This is a genomic window from Enterobacter sp. SORGH_AS_0287, assembly GCF_031453695.1.
Classification (GTDB): domain Bacteria; phylum Pseudomonadota; class Gammaproteobacteria; order Enterobacterales; family Enterobacteriaceae; genus Enterobacter; species Enterobacter ludwigii.
This window is the reverse complement of record NZ_JAVIZW010000001.1, coordinates 3,588,155-3,603,968: the sequence shown is the minus strand read 5'-3', so window position 1 is coordinate 3,603,968 and position 15,814 is coordinate 3,588,155. Positions and strand designations below refer to the sequence as shown.

Genomic DNA, 15,814 nt, shown 5'->3' with positions numbered 1-15,814 from the left:
TGTTTCATTTGATCTTTATGGTCAATTGATGACAATTTAGTCTATGTGGATATAAGCCCTGGGCCGCACGCCGTTATAGCGAAATCTTCTGCTCCCGGGCGTTATCCCGCAACGCCTGGCATGAAAGCACCCTTATTTTGTCTGATTTCTGATAAAATCAGCGCCCTGCACCGGATAGCCGGCCGCTCACTTACAGCTAACCATCTGAAAAAGCTCATCATGTCGAGATTGCTCGCAGCAATAACATTACCTTTAAGCATCATTTTAACTATTCTGGTGACTGTCGCCTGTTCTGTGCCGATCATTGTTGCCGGAATCATTAAGTTGCTGCTGCCCGTGCCCGTGGTATGGCGAGCCGTATCCGCATTTTGTAATTTCATGATGTACTGCTGGTGTGAAGGACTGGCGTTCCTGTTGTACCTGAACCCACACCTGAAGTGGGATGTGGAAGGGCTTGAAGGCCTCAACAAAAAGAACTGGTACCTGCTTATCTGCAACCACCACAGCTGGGCAGACATCGTGGTGTTATGCGTGCTTTTCCGCAAACATATCCCGATGAACAAATACTTCCTGAAACAGCAGCTCGCCTGGGTGCCTTTTATCGGTCTGGCCTGCTGGGCGCTTGATATGCCGTTTATGAAACGCTATTCGCGCAGCTATTTGCTTCGTCATCCGGAGCATCGTGGTAAAGATGTGGAAACCACGCGCCGTTCCTGCGAAAAATTTCGCGCGCATCCAACAACCATTGTGAACTTCGTGGAAGGCTCGCGCTTTACGGAAGAGAAGCGTCAACAAACTCGCTCTCCTTATCAGCACCTGCTGCCGCCCAAGGCTGCGGGCATTGCGATGGCGCTTAACGTGTTGGGCGCGCAGTTCGATAAATTACTCAACGTCACGCTCTGCTATCCGGAAAACGACAGGACACCCTTCTTCGATATGCTCAGCGGCAAGCTGACGCGGATCGTTGTACGCATCGAGCTGGTGCCGGTTGATGACGGGTTGCACGGGGATTACGTTAACGATAAGAATTTCAAACGTCTTTTCCAGCGTTGGCTGAATACGCTCTGGAATGAGAAAGATGAACAGATAGAAAAGATTAAATCTTCATACAAAAACGCCGGTCAGTGACCGGCGTTTTTTTCTTTATTGCTCTTACTTCTTCTCGACCAGATATTTCACGGTATCCGCGTACTGCTGTACGAAGATATCCATGCTGCTGGTGTCCATGCCCTGCGTGTTCAGCTGATATTTGCCGTTAACATACATCGCCGGAACGCCCTGCAGCTGAAGGTCTGCGGCGGCTTTTTCCTGCTGGGCTACCAGAGATTTCACCACAAAGCTGTTCCATGCCGCGTCGTATTCTTCACCTTTCACACCGGCATCCACGAAGACTTTACGGATATCTGCAGTCGTCTGAACTGTCTGGGTTTTCTGGACTGCTTCAAACATTGGTGCAGTGATCTTATCTTCCACGCCCAGCGCGATAGCTACCGCCCACGCCTGAGTCAGGTCTTTACCCAATGGGCCCAGGAACTCAACGTGATACTTGGTCATTTTGGTGCCTTCTGGCAGCTTTTTCTTCACGTTATCGGAAACATGCAGCACCTGCTCGAACTGATAGCAATGTGGGCAATAGAACGAGAAGAACTCCAGAACCTGTGGCTCGCCAGCGACTGGCTTTTCCAGCGTCGTATACTGTTTGCCGTCGGTAAACTGCGCAGCAGAAGCGCTAAATGCCAGAATCATACCTGCCAGCGCCAGCCAAATTTTTTTCATGATTAACTCTCTCCTGGGTGTGTCCAATTAATACATCGGCGTTAATTGCAGAGGGGGCTCCTTAAGAACCTTAACCTGCTCAGTAAATGTGGATATCTGGCTGCGCCAGTAATCCTCTCCGGTAAGCCACGGGAAATTACGGGGAAATGCAGGATCGTCCCAACGCCTGATTAACCATGCGAGATAATAAACAAAACGCATCGCGCGTAAAGGTTCAATCAGGACAATTTCGTCTGAATTAAAAGGGCTAAACTCTTCATAGGCCTCAATAATCGTTTCAAGCTGCATCCGTTGCTCAGCTTTATCGCCATTGAGCAGCATCCACAGGTCCTGAACCGCTGGCCCCATACGTGCATCATCGAGATCGACGAACAGCGGGCCATCACGCCAGAGAATATTACCAGCGTGACAATCGCCGTGCAGACGCAGAACGGAAATATCATCGCGCCAGCAGGTTTTCACCGCATCAATAAGTTTATCGGTCGCGTTGAGGAAATTATCCTTAAGCGCTTTGGGGATTAGCGCCGAGGTTTCAAATACCTGACGAGGTTCAAGCAGGTATTCCTGAATACCGATTGTCGGACGGGCAATAAAGTCTTCTTTGCGTCCTGTCTGGTGAATGCGTCCCAGATATCGGGCAACCCACTCCATCTGATCGATATTATCCGCTTCAAACTGGCGGCCCCCCAGGCTTGGGAATACGGCGTAGTAAAACCCTTCGTGGGTGAGCAGCGTTTGGTTATTAAATTTAAGCGGCGCGGCAACGGGAACATCATCATCCAGCAGATCGTGAGCAAACTGGTGCTCTTCCTGAATTTGTTCTGCGGACCAACGTTGAGGGCGATAGAACTTTACGACGAAGCGCTGACGATCCTCGTCCTGAAACTGATAGACGCGGTTTTCGTAGCTATTTAAGGGGGTTAGCCCGGAATCCACCCGAATACCCTGTTCAAACAGCGCATCCATAATGGTATCCGGGTGTAATGTCTGGAAAGTAAAAGCCTGGTCGTTCATCCGATCATCCGGAAATTATACGAATGATTCAGGATATCATCTTGTGGCGATTTCGGTGCCGCCGCTTACAAGCTTTTACTCTTTAATTACGCCACGTGCGCGCAGCAACGCGGTTTTAAAATCTTCCTCATAATCTTTCTGAATACCAGGAATAACAGCGTCTTTGGCAGAGTCGCGCATTTTGAGATGGTAGATCAGGATATCGTCAGAAAGGTCTGTCAGTTCGCCGTCAAAACCTGACTCTTTCGCCAGTTTCTGTAAAAATTGCATCAGATTAAGCTCTGGCTCTTTTTGCCAGGCCGGCTGGAGGAGTTCAATGACTTCATTCAGACGTTTACATTTCATGGTGGTGCTCCTTTCATTGAGAGTGACACGTTAGCAGGGTCAATCCCACAATAAAAGAGGCGATATTCATGAATCATGGCCAGCAAATAATCGGCGTTGTTCTGGCGGGTGGCAAGGCAACCCGAATGGGGGGGAAAGATAAAGGTCTTCAGCTCCTTAACGGTAAGCCACTCTGGCAGCATGTCGCTGATACGCTTGCGGACCAGGTCATGACAATGGTCATCAGCGCTAACAGGCATAGAGATGTTTATCAGCGTAGCGGGTATCCCGTTTACGAGGATACGCAGGAGAATTACCCCGGGCCGCTGGCCGGTATGCTTTCGGTTATGCAGCAGTCGCACGGGGAGTGGTTTATCTTCTGTCCGTGTGATACCCCGTTTATTCCGTCTTGTCTTGTCGAACGCATGGTACGGCTTCGTGGTAGCGCACCCGTTGTCTGGGCCCATGACGGTGAGCGTGACCACCCTGCTGTTGCGTTGATCCACCGTTCGTTAGTTCCGGCGTTACAGGAGTACCTGACGGCAGGAGAGCGCAGGGTGATGACTTTTATGCGCCAGTCAGGCGGCCATCCCGTTGATTTTAGCGATTTGAAGTCGGCGTTTATGAACGTCAATACCACAGAAGATTTGCAGATGATGCAGGAGAAAAAATGATACCTGTTTTGGCCATTTCAGCCTGGAGTGGTACCGGGAAAACGACGCTGCTGAAAAAACTGATCCCTGCGCTTTGCGCTAAAGGTGTTCGCCCCGGATTAATTAAGCATACGCATCACAATATGGATGTCGATAAGCCGGGAAAAGACAGCTATGAGCTGCGTAAGGCGGGAGCAGCCCAAACGATGGTGGCGAGTGATCAGCGCTGGGCATTGATGACTGAAACACCGGATGAAGCGCCGCTGGATCTCATGTATCTGGTTAGCCGGATGGATCTCTCTACTCTGGATCTGGTGCTGGTTGAGGGGTTTAAGCATGACGCGGTGGCGAAGATCCTGCTGTTCAGAAGCCATGCCGGGCATGATGTTCACGAGCTGACGCTCGATGAGCATGTAATTGCAGTCGCCAGTGACGTAGCCCTGGATCTGGAGATACCGGTACTGGATTTGAATAACATTGAAGAGATCGCCGCGTTTATTTTGAATTGGTGTGCTGTCTGATGCTCTCTCCGGCAGCGGGAAAAACCCAAAGCAAAAAACCCCGCACCATACGGTACGGGGTTCTTTTAATTGATGCCTGGCAGTTCCCTACTCTCACATGGGGAGACCCCACACTACCATCGGCGCTACGGCGTTTCACTTCTGAGTTCGGCATGGGGTCAGGTGGGACCACCGCGCTAAAGCCGCCAGGCAAATTCTGTAATCTGTATCAGCTGAAAATCGTCTCTCATCGCCAAAACACCTTCGGCGTTGTAAGGTTAAGCCTCACGGTTCATTAGTATCGGTTAGCTCAACGCATCGCTGCGCTTACACACCCGACCTATCAACGTCGTAGTCTTCAACGTTCCTTCAGGAGACTTAAAGTCTCAGGGAGAACTCATCTCGGGGCAAGTTTCGTGCTTAGATGCTTTCAGCACTTATCTCTTCCGCATTTAGCTACCGGGCAGTGCCATTGGCATGACAACCCGAACACCAGTGATGCGTCCACTCCGGTCCTCTCGTACTAGGAGCAGCCCCCCTCAATTCTCCAGCGCCCACGGCAGATAGGGACCGAACTGTCTCACGACGTTCTAAACCCAGCTCGCGTACCACTTTAAATGGCGAACAGCCATACCCTTGGGACCTACTTCAGCCCCAGGATGTGATGAGCCGACATCGAGGTGCCAAACACCGCCGTCGATATGAACTCTTGGGCGGTATCAGCCTGTTATCCCCGGAGTACCTTTTATCCGTTGAGCGATGGCCCTTCCATTCAGAACCACCGGATCACTATGACCTGCTTTCGCACCTGCTCGAGCCGTCACTCTCGCAGTCAAGCTAGCTTATGCCATTGCACTAACCTCCTGATGTCCGACCAGGATTAGCTAACCTTCGTGCTCCTCCGTTACTCTTTGGGAGGAGACCGCCCCAGTCAAACTACCCACCAGACACTGTCCGCAACCCGGATTACGGGTCTACGTTAGAACACCAGCCATTAAAGGGTGGTATTTCAAGGTTGGCTCCACGCAGACTGGCGTCCACGCTTCAAAGCCTCCCACCTATCCTACACATCAAGGACCAGTGTTCAGTGTCAAGCTATAGTAAAGGTTCACGGGGTCTTTCCGTCTTGCCGCGGGTACACTGCATCTTCACAGCGAGTTCAATTTCACTGAGTCTCGGGTGGAGACAGCCTGGCCATCATTACGCCATTCGTGCAGGTCGGAACTTACCCGACAAGGAATTTCGCTACCTTAGGACCGTTATAGTTACGGCCGCCGTTTACCGGGGCTTCGATCAAGAGCTTCGCGTTGCCGCTAACCCCATCAATTAACCTTCCGGCACCGGGCAGGCGTCACACCGTATACGTCCACTTTCGTGTTTGCACAGTGCTGTGTTTTTAATAAACAGTTGCAGCCAGCTGGTATCTTCGACTGATTTCAGCTCCACCCGCAGGGGCTTCACCTACATATCAGCGTGCCTTCTCCCGAAGTTACGGCACCATTTTGCCTAGTTCCTTCACCCGAGTTCTCTCAAGCGCCTTGGTATTCTCTACCTGACCACCTGTGTCGGTTTGGGGTACGATTTGATGTTACCTGATGCTTAGAGGCTTTTCCTGGAAGCAGGGCATTTGTTACTTCAGCACCGTAGTGCCTCGTCATCACACCTCAGCGTTAATAAGGAACCGGATTTACCTGGAACCTCCGCCTACATGCTTAAACCGGGACAACCGTCGCCCGGCTAACATAGCCTTCTCCGTCCCCCCTTCGCAGTAACACCAAGTACAGGAATATTAACCTGTTTCCCATCGACTACGCCTTTCGGCCTCGCCTTAGGGGTCGACTCACCCTGCCCCGATTAACGTTGGACAGGAACCCTTGGTCTTCCGGCGAGCGGGCTTTTCACCCGCTTTATCGTTACTTATGTCAGCATTCGCACTTCTGATACCTCCAGCACCCCTCACAGGACACCTTCAACGGCTTACAGAACGCTCCCCTACCCAACAACGCATAAGCGTCGCTGCCGCAGCTTCGGTGCATGGTTTAGCCCCGTTACATCTTCCGCGCAGGCCGACTCGACCAGTGAGCTATTACGCTTTCTTTAAATGATGGCTGCTTCTAAGCCAACATCCTGGCTGTCTGTGCCTTCCCACATCGTTTCCCACTTAACCATGACTTTGGGACCTTAGCTGGCGGTCTGGGTTGTTTCCCTCTTCACGACGGACGTTAGCACCCGCCGTGTGTCTCCCGTGATAACATTCTTCGGTATTCGTAGTTTGCATCGGGTTGGTAAGCCGGGATGGCCCCCTAGCCGAAACAGTGCTCTACCCCCGAAGATGAGTTCACGAGGCGCTACCTAAATAGCTTTCGGGGAGAACCAGCTATCTCCCGGTTTGATTGGCCTTTCACCCCCAGCCACAAGTCATCCGCTAATTTTTCAACATTAGTCGGTTCGGTCCTCCAGTTAGTGTTACCCAACCTTCAACCTGCCCATGGCTAGATCACCGGGTTTCGGGTCTATACCCTGCAACTTAACGCCCAGTTAAGACTCGGTTTCCCTTCGGCTCCCCTATACGGTTAACCTTGCTACAGAATATAAGTCGCTGACCCATTATACAAAAGGTACGCAGTCACCCCATAAAAGAGGCTCCCACTGCTTGTACGTACACGGTTTCAGGTTCTTTTTCACTCCCCTCGCCGGGGTTCTTTTCGCCTTTCCCTCACGGTACTGGTTCACTATCGGTCAGTCAGGAGTATTTAGCCTTGGAGGATGGTCCCCCCATATTCAGACAGGATACCACGTGTCCCGCCCTACTCTTCGAGTTCACAGCCTGTGTGCTTTCGTGTACGGGACTTTCACCCTGTACCGTGCGACTTTCCAGACGCTTCCACTAACACACAAGCTGATTCAGACTCTGGGCTGCTCCCCGTTCGCTCGCCGCTACTGGGGGAATCTCGGTTGATTTCTTTTCCTCGGGGTACTTAGATGTTTCAGTTCCCCCGGTTCGCCTCGTTAACCTATGTATTCAGTTAACGATAGTGTGTCGGAACACACTGGGTTTCCCCATTCGGACATCGCCGGGTCAAAGGTTCATATCACCTCGCCGGCGCTTTTCGCAGATTAGCACGTCCTTCATCGCCTCTGACTGCCAGGGCATCCACCGTGTACGCTTAGTCGCTTAACCTCACAACCCGAAGATGTTTCTTTCGATTCATCACCGGCTTGCGAAAATTTGAGAGACTCGAACACACATAACATGTGTGTCGTTTCAATTTTCAGCTTGATCCAGATTTTTAAAGAGCAAATATCTCAAACGTCACCCGAAGATGAGTTTTGAGATATGTCGGCAGGTGACTTTCACTCACGAACCAGCAAGTGGCGTCCCCTAGGGGATTCGAACCCCTGTTACCGCCGTGAAAGGGCGGTGTCCTGGGCCTCTAGACGAAGGGGACACTGAAGTCTCAATCGCAAGACGCCTTGCTATTTACTTTTCATCAGACAATCTGTGTGAGCACTACAAAGGCAGGTTCTTTAAGGTAAGGAGGTGATCCAACCGCAGGTTCCCCTACGGTTACCTTGTTACGACTTCACCCCAGTCATGAATCACAAAGTGGTAAGCGCCCTCCCGAAGGTTAAGCTACCTACTTCTTTTGCAACCCACTCCCATGGTGTGACGGGCGGTGTGTACAAGGCCCGGGAACGTATTCACCGTAGCATTCTGATCTACGATTACTAGCGATTCCGACTTCATGGAGTCGAGTTGCAGACTCCAATCCGGACTACGACGCACTTTATGAGGTCCGCTTGCTCTCGCGAGTTCGCTTCTCTTTGTATGCGCCATTGTAGCACGTGTGTAGCCCTACTCGTAAGGGCCATGATGACTTGACGTCATCCCCACCTTCCTCCAGTTTATCACTGGCAGTCTCCTTTGAGTTCCCGGCCGGACCGCTGGCAACAAAGGATAAGGGTTGCGCTCGTTGCGGGACTTAACCCAACATTTCACAACACGAGCTGACGACAGCCATGCAGCACCTGTCTCAGAGTTCCCGAAGGCACCAATCCATCTCTGGAAAGTTCTCTGGATGTCAAGAGTAGGTAAGGTTCTTCGCGTTGCATCGAATTAAACCACATGCTCCACCGCTTGTGCGGGCCCCCGTCAATTCATTTGAGTTTTAACCTTGCGGCCGTACTCCCCAGGCGGTCGACTTAACGCGTTAGCTCCGGAAGCCACGCCTCAAGGGCACAACCTCCAAGTCGACATCGTTTACGGCGTGGACTACCAGGGTATCTAATCCTGTTTGCTCCCCACGCTTTCGCACCTGAGCGTCAGTCTTTGTCCAGGGGGCCGCCTTCGCCACCGGTATTCCTCCAGATCTCTACGCATTTCACCGCTACACCTGGAATTCTACCCCCCTCTACAAGACTCTAGCCTGCCAGTTTCGAATGCAGTTCCCAGGTTGAGCCCGGGGATTTCACATCCGACTTGACAGACCGCCTGCGTGCGCTTTACGCCCAGTAATTCCGATTAACGCTTGCACCCTCCGTATTACCGCGGCTGCTGGCACGGAGTTAGCCGGTGCTTCTTCTGCGGGTAACGTCAATTGCTGCGGTTATTAACCGCAACACCTTCCTCCCCGCTGAAAGTACTTTACAACCCGAAGGCCTTCTTCATACACGCGGCATGGCTGCATCAGGCTTGCGCCCATTGTGCAATATTCCCCACTGCTGCCTCCCGTAGGAGTCTGGACCGTGTCTCAGTTCCAGTGTGGCTGGTCATCCTCTCAGACCAGCTAGGGATCGTCGCCTAGGTGAGCCGTTACCCCACCTACTAGCTAATCCCATCTGGGCACATCTGATGGCAAGAGGCCCGAAGGTCCCCCTCTTTGGTCTTGCGACGTTATGCGGTATTAGCTACCGTTTCCAGTAGTTATCCCCCTCCATCAGGCAGTTTCCCAGACATTACTCACCCGTCCGCCACTCGTCACCCGAGAGCAAGCTCTCTGTGCTACCGTTCGACTTGCATGTGTTAGGCCTGCCGCCAGCGTTCAATCTGAGCCATGATCAAACTCTTCAATTTAAGTTTGATGCTCGTGAATTAAACTTCGTAATGAATTACGTATGTTCACTCAGAGACTTGGTATTCATTTAGTGTCCGAAGACATTAAGAATCCATGTCACTTTGAGTGCCCACACAGATTGTCTGATAAATTGTTAAAGAGCAGTGCCGCTTCGTTTTCGCTGCGGCGCGGGGTGTGCATATTACGCTTTCCCGCTTCAGAGTCAAGCATTTATTTTCGCTTATCTCTGCTGACCCGGCGGCGTGTGTGCCGTTGTTCCGTGTCAGTGGAGGCGCATTATAGGGAGTTATTCTGAAGTGACAAGAGGAAATTCAAAAAAAGTTTCTGTCCGTGTTTTTTTTCACCAACAGGGGTGAAATCAAGCTACAAATTGTTCTATTTGATGTATCTGCAACCACAATAACACCCGAGGTGGCATAATTATCAGCATGAATCTTTAAGGAATAAACGCGATGCCATTAAGCGCACAACAACTGGCTGCCCAAAAAAACCTGTCGTATGTGCTGGCAGAAAAACTGGCTCAGCTGATTTTAGCGGGTAAATATGCCCCGGGGAGCATCCTGCCGGGTGAAATGGAGTTGGGTGAGCAGTTTGGGGTGAGCCGTACCGCCGTTCGCGAAGCGGTGAAAACCTTAACGGCAAAAGGAATGGTGCTTCCGCGTCCTCGCATTGGTACGCGTGTGATGCCACAGAGCAACTGGAACTTCCTCGATCAGGAACTGCTCTCATGGTGGATGACGGAAGATAACTTTCATCAGGTCGTCGATCACTTCCTGGTGATGCGCAGCAGTCTTGAACCTCAGGCCTGCCTCCTTGCCGCCACGCTCGGTACGGCAGAACAGAAAGCGCAGCTCAATGCCCTGATGGAAGAGATGGTGTTCCTGAAAAAACACTTCAATCGCGAACGCTGGATTGAGGTTGATATGGCCTGGCATGAACACATCTATATGATGAGCGCCAATCCGTTCCTGACATCCTTTGCCTCTTTATTCCATTCGGTATACCACACCTACTTTACCTCTATTACGCAAGACGAAGTGGTAAAGCTGGATTTGCACCAGGCGATTGTTGATGCCATTCAGGAGAGCGACGGGCAGCGAGCCCAGGATGCATGCCAGGCATTGCTGGCCGCGCCAACCCACCAGCAGGTACATAAATGAGAGAGAGAAAAGCGCGCAGCATGGCCGGATTGCCGTGGATTGCAGCCATGGCGTTCTTTATGCAGGCACTGGATGCCACCATCCTCAACACAGCGCTACCCGCGATTGCACAAAGCCTTAACCGATCCCCGCTGGCGATGCAGTCCGCCATCATCAGTTATACCCTGACTGTCGCGATGCTCATTCCGGTGAGCGGCTGGCTGGCTGACCGCTTCGGCACCCGCAAAATATTCATGCTGGCCGTGACGCTCTTTACGCTCGGCTCTTTGGCCTGTGCGCTGTCAACGTCTCTTACAGAGCTGGTCATCTTCCGTGTTCTTCAGGGCGTTGGCGGGGCGATGATGATGCCCGTGGCGCGTCTGGCGTTACTGCGCGCCTATCCGCGCAGTGAACTGCTTCCTGTGCTCAACTTCGTCACGATGCCCGGCCTGGTCGGCCCCATACTGGGTCCGGTTCTCGGCGGGGTATTCGTCACCTGGGCAAGCTGGCACTGGATCTTCCTGATTAATATTCCCATTGGCGTCGCGGGGCTGCTTTATGCCCGCAAATATATGCCGAACTTCACCACCCCAAGACGCCGTTTCGATATGCGTGGTTTTTTCCTGTTTGGCCTGAGCCTGGTGCTCTTCTCCAGTGGGATGGAGTTGTTTGGTGAGAAGATCGTGGCGACATGGATTGCACTCTCCGTCATCCTCGGCGGTATTTTGCTGTTCCTTCTTTATATACGTCATGCACGCCGTCACCCGACGCCGTTAATTTCTCTGTCGCTGTTTAACACCCGAACGTTTTCCGTGGGGATTGCGGGCAACATTGCCTCACGCCTGGGGACGGGCTGCGTGCCATTCCTGATGCCACTGATGCTGCAGGTGGGTTTCGGCTACCCGGCTCTGATTGCCGGTTGCATGATGGCCCCCACGGCGATGGGCTCTATTCTGGCCAAATCAACCGTCACGCAGGTGTTGCGCTGGTTTGGTTATCGTAAGACGCTGGTAGGTGTAACGGTCTTTATCGGGCTGATGATCGCGCAGTTCTCCCTGCAATCCGCCTCTTTACCGGTCTGGATGCTGATCCTGCCCCTGTTTGTGCTGGGAATGGCCATGTCGACACAGTTCACGTCGATGAACACCATCACCCTCGCCGACCTGACCGACGATAACGCCAGTAGCGGCAACAGCGTGCTGGCAGTGACTCAGCAGTTGTCGATCAGTCTGGGGGTGGCCGTCAGTGCGGCGGTACTGCGGTTTTATGAAGATTTTGACAGCGCGAACACCGTCGAACAGTTCCACTATACCTTTATTACCATGGGCGCACTCACCGTCGTGTCGGCGTTGGTCTTTATGCTGTTAAAACCCAAAGATGGCCGCAACCTGATCAAAGAGCGCCACAAAGCAAAGGCTAAACCGAACCCCGTTCCATCAGAACAGGAGTAAGCTGCAGACGTTGCTGCTGAAGGCCGGGCTCGGCCATTCGGTGGATAAGCACATCGATGGCCAGCTCGCCCAGTTCATCTTTTGGCTGATGAATCGTGGTGAGCGGCGGCGTCATGTAGCGGGCCAGTTCAATGTCATCGTAACCAATCACCGCCATATCGTGTGGAACACGCAGTCCCGCCTGATATAACGCCTGATACGCGCCAAACGCCATCGCATCGTTGCCGATAAACACAGCCTGCGGACGCTGCGCTTGCGACAGCAGTTTCTGCATAGCTTCAAAGCCGCCGTTAAATTCGAAATCACCGGTAATACGGTAGCCATCCGGAACAGTAAGCCCCGCCCGCGCCATCGCAGAAAGATACCCCTCAAGACGCAAACGCGCCGGGGTTTTATCCAGGGGGCCGGTAATGCAGGCGATGCGGGTATAGCCTTTATCGATCAGATACTGGGTGGCCATGTCACCCCCCAGCAGCGAGTTATCCTGAATGAGATCGCTGGTACCGTCGAACGGCGCCCAGTCCATCATCACCGTGGGAATAGAAGGGTAGCGCTGAATAATCTCTTTCGAGGGCTGATGTGTTTCGGTACACAGCAGCAGTAACCCGTCGACGCGTTTTTGCATCAGCGTCTCCAGGTTGCGGTTCATTCGCTGCTCATCCCCTTCGGTATTGCACAGCACCAGGCTGTAACCACGCTCGAAGCAGCTGCGTTCGACACCGCGAACAAGTTCAGAATAAAAGGGGTTGGTACTGGCGGTGATCAGCATGCCGATGGTGCGCGTCTGGTTGAGCTTGAGGCTGCGCGCCAGCGCGGACGGCGCATAGTTGAGATCTTTAACCGCGGCTTCGACTTTTTCCCGAATCGCCTCGCTAACGAAGCGATCGTTATTAATGACGTGGGAGACTGTCGACGTAGAAACGCCCGCCTGGCGGGCGACATCTTTCATTGTGGCCAAGCGTTACCCCTGCTGACTTAAGAATTCATCAATCTCTTTACGCCACGGAACGGAAGGCTGGGCACCTTTGCGCGTTACGGCAATCGCCGCGGCGGCATGGGCAAAGCGAATAGCATCATCCATTCTCTTGCCTTCCAGCAGCGCAGTCACCAATGCACCGTTAAAGGTATCTCCCGCCGCGATGGTATCAATCGCCTTAACCTTAAAGCCCGGCACGCGACGGCCTTCCCCGTTTACGCTGGCCCACACTCCACGACTGCCAAGGGTAATGATAACGGTGCCGATGCCTTTATCGTGCAGCACTTTCGCCGCCCGCGCGGCGTCGTCATCATTTTCAACGCGAACGCCTGTCAGTTTCTCCGCTTCAGTTTCGTTCGGGGTAATGATATCCACCAGCGCCAGCAGCTCGTCTGATAATACCCGCGCAGGCGCAGGATTGAGTACGACAGTGGTATGATTTTGATGCGCTATCTCTGCGGCCGCCAGGACGCTTTCAACAGGTGATTCCAGCTGCATCAGAAGCGCTTCGGCATTCGCGATGATCTCGCGCTGCGCGTTCACCCGCTCAGTGGTCAGCGCGGCGTTAGCCCCCGCATGAATACCGATGACATTCTCACCTTCCGCGTTGACGAAAATCAGCGCCACGCCGGTTGATTCCCCTTCGACAACGCTGACAGGCGCAATATCAATGTTATCGCTGGCCAGCTGTTTGCGTACGCGCTCACCGGTATCGTCATCACCCGTGCAGGCAATAAAGGCGATCTTCGCCCCACTGCGTCCTGCGGCGACGGCCTGGTTGGCGCCCTTACCGCCGAATGCCACCTGATACTGATTACCGGTGACGGTTTCGCCCGGTGTCGGGAACGATTCAAGGTTAAGAATGTGATCGGCATTGATACTGCCAAGGACGACAAGATTGCCTGCGGTTTTCATGGTTGAGGTGTCCATCTGAGAGCGCCACCGGTGTGACCCGGTGGCGTATGCCACACTTTTCTTTATAGGGTGTCCCTCAGGCAGCCAGCGACTGCCTGATTCGCCTTTTACTGCTTGATGACCAGTTTCAGGTCAACAGGATATTTGGCCTGAACTTTTTCGCCCTTCAGCACTTTATCAGCAGTCTGCACGCCCGTTGCGCCGATCTGCTCAGGCAGCTGAGCGATGGTCGCCGCCAGTTTGCCATCTTTTACTGCTTTTTCACCATCCGGCGTGCCGTCAAATCCGACAACCATCACATCAGATTTACCTGCGGTCTGCAGAGCACGCAGCGCGCCCAGCGCCATTTCATCGTTCTGTGCAAACACAGCCTGCACGTCAGGGTGCGCGGTCAGCAGGTTCTGCATCACGTTCAGACCTTTCGTGCGGTCGAAGTCAGCAGGCTGGCTGGCCAGTACGTTAAATTTGTGCGCTGCAACAGCCTGCTGGAAGCCTTCACCACGCTCACGCGCCGCTGACGTACCGGCAATACCCTGCAATTCGATAACTTTCGCGCCTTCACCCGCTTTCTTCGCGATGTAGTCACCCGCGATTTTGCCACCCAGTACGTTATCAGAAGCGATGTGGCTGACTACGTCGCCTTTCGTCGCCTGACGGTCAAGGGTGATGACCGGGATCTTCGCCTGATTTGCCATCTTCACGGCGTTACCCACAGCGTCAGAATCCGTTGGGTTGATCAGCAGGATTTTGGTGCCACGTACGGTTAAGTCCTGAACGTTTGCCAGCTCTTTCGCCGGGTTGTTCTGAGAGTCCAGCACCACCAGGTTGTAGCCCAGTTTGTCAGCTTCTTTCTGTGCTCCGTCCTTCAGAGAGACGAAGAACGGGTTGTTCAGCGTGGAGATAACCAGCGCGATGGTGTCTTTCGCCATTGCGTTAGCACTTACGGTTGCGCTCAGCGCGACAGCAGAAACCAGGGTAGCCAGCTTTTTCATGTTCATATCTAAGATGTCCTGTAGTGTCGTCAGTTACTGTTTTTTGTTGTCTACCAGAACCGCCAGCAAAATCACCACTGCTTTAACGATCATCTGGTAATAGGAGGAAACACCTAATAAATTCAAACCATTATTCAGGAAACCAAGGATCAGTGCGCCGATCAATGTCCCAACAATGCGACCTTTACCGCCCGCAAGACTCGTACCGCCCAGAACGACTGCCGCAATGGCATCCAGCTCATACCCCGTCCCCGCCGTTGGCTGCGCAGAAGAGAGGCGCGCCACTTCGATGATGCCTGCCAGAGAGGCCAGCAGACCACACAGCGAATAGACGATGATTTTGACTTTATTGACGCTGATCCCGGACAGACGCGTTGCCGCTTCGTTACCGCCCAGCGCATAGATATAACGACCCAGACGGGTGTGATGCAGCATGTACCACGCCGCGAGGAAAACGATAGCCATGATCCAGACCGGCGTCGGGATACCCAGCGGACGACCAATACCGAACCAGCCAAACAGATCGGCGTTATCCGTAAAGCCGGTATTTACCGGACTGCCGTTGGTGTAAACCATGGTGACACCGCGCAGCAGGAGCATCATGACCAGCGTCGCAATGAACGCCTGAACGCGACCTTTCGCCACAATCACACCGGTCACGGCACCAATTGCCGCCCCAAGTGCCAGCGCAGCTGCAACGGCCACCAGCGCGTTGACTTCAATCCCTACAATTGAAGCCGCAACCGCACCGGTGAGCGCCAGCAGGGAACCGACGGACAGATCGATACCCGACGTCAAAATCACCAGCGTCATCCCTACCGCCATAATGGCGTTAACCGACGTCTGCTGAAGAATATTGAACAGGTTATTAACGGTAAAAAAGTTTGGACTCATGGTCGAAACAATCGCGATCAACACCAGCAGGGCAATCAGCGATTTTTGTTCCAGCAGCCATGCCTTTGTGAAATAACGGCGACCAGAAACAGCCTGGGTAGTCAT

13 protein-coding genes, 1 tRNA gene and 3 rRNA genes are annotated in these 15,814 nt (G+C 53.0%); 5 read left to right on the top strand and 12 right to left on the bottom strand.

Annotated features, from left to right (window positions below; genetic code table 11):
• Positions 1–101: 101 nt before the first annotated feature.
• Complete coding sequence (locus QE396_RS17100; protein ID WP_223862563.1) at positions 102–380, bottom strand: hypothetical protein; 279 nt, start codon at positions 378–380, stop codon at positions 102–104.
• Here QE396_RS17100 and QE396_RS17095 point away from each other — a divergent pair.
• A complete protein-coding gene (locus QE396_RS17095) occupies positions 277–1,128 on the top strand; it encodes an acyltransferase (RefSeq protein ID WP_230075073.1) in 852 nt (283 codons plus the stop codon). The two genes, QE396_RS17100 and QE396_RS17095, sit on opposite strands and share 104 nt — an antisense overlap.
• Before the next feature lie 24 nt (positions 1,129–1,152).
• Here the strand turns inward: QE396_RS17095 and dsbA are convergent, their stop codons facing one another.
• From dsbA to QE396_RS17080, 3 genes are all read right to left on the bottom strand, one after another.
• Complete coding sequence (gene dsbA, locus QE396_RS17090; RefSeq protein WP_020883990.1) at positions 1,153–1,776, bottom strand: thiol:disulfide interchange protein DsbA; 624 nt, start codon at positions 1,774–1,776, stop codon at positions 1,153–1,155.
• 27 nt (positions 1,777–1,803) lie between these two features.
• Positions 1,804–2,790, bottom strand: coding sequence for a serine/threonine protein kinase (locus QE396_RS17085; RefSeq protein ID WP_020883991.1), 987 nt, complete (start codon positions 2,788–2,790; stop codon positions 1,804–1,806).
• A 75-nt stretch (positions 2,791–2,865) separates the two neighbouring features.
• A complete protein-coding gene (locus QE396_RS17080) occupies positions 2,866–3,135 on the bottom strand; it encodes a YihD family protein (RefSeq protein ID WP_010436801.1) in 270 nt (89 codons plus the stop codon).
• 68 nt (positions 3,136–3,203) lie between these two features.
• Between QE396_RS17080 and mobA the strand changes: the two genes are divergently transcribed.
• Together mobA and mobB are read left to right on the top strand one after the other, a co-directional pair.
• Positions 3,204–3,788, top strand: a complete 585-nt coding sequence (gene mobA, locus QE396_RS17075) for a molybdenum cofactor guanylyltransferase MobA (RefSeq protein ID WP_020883992.1) — start codon at positions 3,204–3,206, stop codon at positions 3,786–3,788.
• Positions 3,785–4,288, top strand: coding sequence for a molybdopterin-guanine dinucleotide biosynthesis protein MobB (gene mobB / locus QE396_RS17070; RefSeq protein ID WP_020883993.1), 504 nt, complete (start codon positions 3,785–3,787; stop codon positions 4,286–4,288). Before mobA ends, mobB begins: the two co-directional genes overlap by 4 nt.
• Before the next feature lie 74 nt (positions 4,289–4,362).
• On the opposite strand, the gene rrf is transcribed toward mobB, so the two are convergent.
• From rrf to QE396_RS17050, 4 genes are all read right to left on the bottom strand, one after another.
• A 5S ribosomal RNA gene (gene rrf / locus QE396_RS17065) occupies positions 4,363–4,478 on the bottom strand.
• 63 nt (positions 4,479–4,541) lie between these two features.
• Positions 4,542–7,448 (bottom strand): 23S ribosomal RNA (locus tag QE396_RS17060).
• Positions 7,449–7,640: 192 nt separating this feature from the next.
• A tRNA-Glu gene (locus tag QE396_RS17055) sits at positions 7,641–7,716 on the bottom strand.
• Positions 7,717–7,801: 85 nt separating this feature from the next.
• Positions 7,802–9,341 (bottom strand): 16S ribosomal RNA (locus QE396_RS17050).
• Together the 16S, 23S and 5S rRNA genes with 1 tRNA gene alongside form the textbook arrangement of a ribosomal RNA operon.
• 453 nt (positions 9,342–9,794) lie before the next feature.
• Between QE396_RS17050 and QE396_RS17045 the strand changes: the two genes are divergently transcribed.
• Both QE396_RS17045 and mdtD read left to right on the top strand, forming a co-directional pair.
• Entirely contained in the window at positions 9,795–10,502 is a 708-nt protein-coding gene (locus QE396_RS17045) for a FadR/GntR family transcriptional regulator (RefSeq protein WP_020882776.1), read from the top strand.
• Positions 10,499–11,932, top strand: a complete 1,434-nt coding sequence (gene mdtD, locus QE396_RS17040; RefSeq protein ID WP_309951847.1) for a multidrug transporter subunit MdtD — start codon at positions 10,499–10,501, stop codon at positions 11,930–11,932. Before QE396_RS17045 ends, mdtD begins: the two co-directional genes overlap by 4 nt.
• Here the strand turns inward: mdtD and rbsR are convergent.
• The 4 genes from rbsR to rbsC form a co-directional block, all read right to left on the bottom strand.
• Entirely contained in the window at positions 11,898–12,890 is a 993-nt protein-coding gene (gene rbsR, locus QE396_RS17035) for a ribose operon transcriptional repressor RbsR (RefSeq protein WP_072255737.1), read from the bottom strand. The genes mdtD and rbsR overlap by 35 nt on opposite strands.
• A 3-nt stretch (positions 12,891–12,893) precedes the next feature.
• On the bottom strand, positions 12,894–13,823 hold the full coding sequence (gene rbsK / locus QE396_RS17030) for a ribokinase (protein WP_020882773.1): 930 nt from the start codon (positions 13,821–13,823) through the stop codon (positions 12,894–12,896).
• 107 nt (positions 13,824–13,930) lie between these two features.
• Positions 13,931–14,821, bottom strand: a complete 891-nt coding sequence (gene rbsB / locus QE396_RS17025; RefSeq protein ID WP_014172267.1) for a ribose ABC transporter substrate-binding protein RbsB — start codon at positions 14,819–14,821, stop codon at positions 13,931–13,933.
• Between the two features lie 27 nt (positions 14,822–14,848).
• Positions 14,849–15,814, bottom strand: coding sequence for a ribose ABC transporter permease (rbsC, locus tag QE396_RS17020; RefSeq protein WP_020882772.1), 966 nt, complete (start codon positions 15,812–15,814; stop codon positions 14,849–14,851).

What these genes read in the sequence shown, in the direction of transcription:
- QE396_RS17080 (WP_010436801.1), bottom strand. Translation starts at nt 3,135, where the DNA reads ATGAAATGTAAACGTCTGAATGAAGTCATTGAACTCCTCCAGCCGGCC.
- mdtD (WP_309951847.1), top strand. Translation starts at nt 10,499, where the DNA reads ATGAGAGAGAGAAAAGCGCGCAGCATGGCCGGATTGCCGTGGATTGCA.
- dsbA (WP_020883990.1), bottom strand. Translation starts at nt 1,776, where the DNA reads ATGAAAAAAATTTGGCTGGCGCTGGCAGGTATGATTCTGGCATTTAGC.
- mobA (WP_020883992.1), top strand. Translation starts at nt 3,204, where the DNA reads ATGAATCATGGCCAGCAAATAATCGGCGTTGTTCTGGCGGGTGGCAAG.
- rbsB (WP_014172267.1), bottom strand. Translation starts at nt 14,821, where the DNA reads ATGAACATGAAAAAGCTGGCTACCCTGGTTTCTGCTGTCGCGCTGAGC.
- QE396_RS17100 (WP_223862563.1), bottom strand. Translation starts at nt 380, where the DNA reads ATGAAATTACAAAATGCGGATACGGCTCGCCATACCACGGGCACGGGC.
- QE396_RS17085 (WP_020883991.1), bottom strand. Translation starts at nt 2,790, where the DNA reads ATGAACGACCAGGCTTTTACTTTCCAGACATTACACCCGGATACCATT.
- mobB (WP_020883993.1), top strand. Translation starts at nt 3,785, where the DNA reads ATGATACCTGTTTTGGCCATTTCAGCCTGGAGTGGTACCGGGAAAACG.
- rbsC (WP_020882772.1), bottom strand. Translation starts at nt 15,814, where the DNA reads ATGACTACCCAGGCTGTTTCTGGTCGCCGTTATTTCACAAAGGCATGG.
- rbsK (WP_020882773.1), bottom strand. Translation starts at nt 13,823, where the DNA reads ATGAAAACCGCAGGCAATCTTGTCGTCCTTGGCAGTATCAATGCCGAT.
- QE396_RS17045 (WP_020882776.1), top strand. Translation starts at nt 9,795, where the DNA reads ATGCCATTAAGCGCACAACAACTGGCTGCCCAAAAAAACCTGTCGTAT.